2 rRNA genes (1 of these 2 cut by a window edge) are annotated in these 3,008 nt (G+C 47.2%); both read left to right on the plus strand.

What is annotated here, in order from left to right:
- A 23S ribosomal RNA gene (locus tag Q0822_RS18155) occupies positions 1 to 2,691 on the plus strand (it extends 134 nt beyond the left edge of the window).
- Positions 2,692 to 2,859: 168 nt separating this feature from the next.
- Positions 2,860 to 2,968 (plus strand): 5S ribosomal RNA (rrf, locus tag Q0822_RS18160).
- The last annotated feature ends 40 nt before the right edge of the window (positions 2,969 to 3,008 follow it).

Raw genomic sequence — 3,008 nt, forward strand, 5'->3', positions numbered from 1 at the left:
TGTTGAAGACATGTTATCCGCAAGGAGGCGAACCCGGAGAACTGAAACATCTAAGTACCCGGAGGAGAAGAAAACAAAAGTGATTCCGATAGTAGCGGCGAGCGAAATTGGATTAGCCCAAACCAGTATTGTTACGGCAATGCTGGGGTTGTAGGACCACGATATTCGATGCATAATGAATTAGAACAGTTTGGAAAGACTGACCACAGAGGGTGATAGTCCCGTATAAGTAAAGATTGTTAAGATAGTGGTATCCTGAGTAGTGCGGGGCACGTGTAACCCTGTGTGAATCAGTCGGGACCATCCGATAAGGCTAAATACTCCTGAGAGACCGATAGTGAACTAGTACCGTGAGGGAAAGGTGAAAAGAACCCTGAATAAGGGAGTGAAATAGAACCTGAAACCATACGCTTACAAGCGGTCGGAGCAGACTTGATCTGTGACGGCGTGCCTTTTGCATAATGAGCCTACGAGTTACCGTTGCTAGCAAGGTTAAGGACTTCAGGTCCGGATCCGTAGCGAAAGCGAGTCTGAATAGGGCGCTTTAGTTAGTAGTGGTAGACGCGAAACCGTGTGATCTACCCATGGGCAGGGTGAAGCTGTAGTAACATACAGTGGAGGCCCGAACCGGTTGACGTTGAAAAGTCTTCGGATGACCTGTGGGTAGGGGTGAAAGGCCAATCAAACTCGGAAATAGCTCGTACTCCCCGAAATGCATTTAGGTGCAGCGTTGATTTATAGTTTTATAGAGGTAGAGCTACTGATTGGATGCGGGGGCTTCACCGCCTACCAATTCCTGACAAACTCCGAATGCTATAAAATGTTAATCAGCAGTGAGGGCATGGGTGCTAAGGTCCATGTCCGAGAGGGAAAGAACCCAGACCATCAGCTAAGGTCCCCAAATGTATGTTAAGTTGAATAAACGAGGTTGGATTGCATAGACAGCTAGGATGTTGGCTTGGAAGCAGCCATTCATTTAAAGAGTGCGTAACAGCTCACTAGTCGAGCGATCCGGCATGGATAATAATCGGGCATAAACATACTACCGAAGCTATGGACTTGTAAAAGTGGTAGGGGAGCATTGTAGTGTCGTCGAAGGTGTACTGCGAGGTATGCTGGAGAAGCTACAAAAGAAAATGTAGGCATAAGTAACGATAATGCGGGCGAGAAACCCGCACACCGAAAGACTAAGGTTTCCTCAGCTATGCTAATCAGCTGAGGGTTAGTCGGGACCTAACGCGAACCCGAAAGGGGTAGTGGATGGACAACAGGTTAATATTCCTGTACCTGCTCACACTAAACGTGACGGAGGCGAAAAGTTAGTGCGTACTGACGGAATAGTACGTTGAAAGATGTGGTAACACTCTGATAGTACACTGAGACTACGGTCAAGGTGATAATCTAGCAAATCGACTTCCAAGAAAAGCAAGTGAAGCAGCCCGTACCCTAAACCGACACAGGTAGTTGGGATGAGAATTCTAAGGTGCTCGAGAGATTCATGGCTAAGGAACTAGGCAAAATAGACCCGTAACTTCGGGAGAAGGGTCGCCCATCTTCGGATGGGCCGCAGTGAAAAGGTCCAGGCGACTGTTTATCAAAAACACAGGGCTCTGCTAAATCGAAAGATGATGTATAGGGCCTGACACCTGCCCGGTGCTGGAAGGTTAAGTGGAGGGTTTAGAAGTTTACTTCGAAGATCTCAAATGAAGCCCCAGTAAACGGCGGCCGTAACTATAACGGTCCTAAGGTAGCGAAATTCCTTGTCGGGTAAGTTCCGACCTGCACGAATGGTGTAACGATCTGGACACTGTCTCAGCCATGAGCTCGGTGAAATTGTAGTATCGGTGAAGATGCCGATTACCCGCAGTGGGACGAAAAGACCCCGTGAACCTTTACTATAGCTTAGTATTGGCTTTGGATAAGTAATGTGTAGGATAGGTGGGAGACTTTGAAGTGGCGTCGCTAGGCGTTGTGGAGTCATTGTTGAAATACCACCCTTTGCTTATCTAGAGTCTAACCTCTAATCAGGGACAGTGCTTGGTGGGTAGTTTGACTGGGGTGGTCGCCTCCAAAAGAGTAACGGAGGCTTCTAAAGGTTCCCTCAGCACGCTTGGTAACCGTGCGTAGAGTGCAATGGCATAAGGGAGCTTGACTGAGAGACATACAGGTCGATCAGGTACGAAAGTAGAGCATAGTGATCCGGTGGTTCCGTATGGAAGGGCCATCGCTCAAAGGATAAAAGGTACTCCGGGGATAACAGGCTGATCTCCCCCAAGAGCTCACATCGACGGGGGGGTTTGGCACCTCGATGTCGGCTCGTCACATCCTGGGGCTGGAGAAGGTCCCAAGGGTTGGGCTGTTCGCCCATTAAAGTGGCACGCGAGCTGGGTTCAGAACGTCGTGAGACAGTTCGGTCTCTATCTACTGTGGGCGTTAGAAATTTGAGTGGATCTGACTCTAGTACGAGAGGACCGAGTTGGACGAACCTCTGGTGTACCTGTTGTTCCGCCAGGAGCATTGCAGGGTAGCTACGTTCGGAAGGGATAAGCGCTGAAAGCATATAAGCGCGAAACCCACCACAAGATGAGATTTCTTTAAAGGGTCGTGGAAGATGACCACGTTGATAGGCTATAGGTGTAAAGGCAGTAATGTCATAGCCAAGTAGTACTAATAACCCATAGGCTTATTGTACAGCCGTTTTTTTAGAGTACAACAAAATTATAATTCATGTATAAGACGTAAAGCGTCCTTTTTCAATATGTTAAGATATTAGTAGCGTAAGCTACAGTATTTAGATTTTTTGATATGACGTAATTAGATAACTAATTGCTAAAGACCAAAAACTATATACTAACCTTTTAAGGTGGTTATAGCGACGGGGCTCACCTCTTACCATTCCGAACAGAGAAGTTAAGCCCGTTTGCGCCGATGGTACTGCTTACTGTGGAAGAGTAGGTCGCCGCCTTTTTTGAATCCCAATTACTTATTGTAGTTGGGATTTTTTGTTT

Origin of the sequence: uncultured Winogradskyella sp. (assembly GCF_947496485.1) — a bacterium.
Classification (GTDB): domain Bacteria; phylum Bacteroidota; class Bacteroidia; order Flavobacteriales; family Flavobacteriaceae; genus Winogradskyella.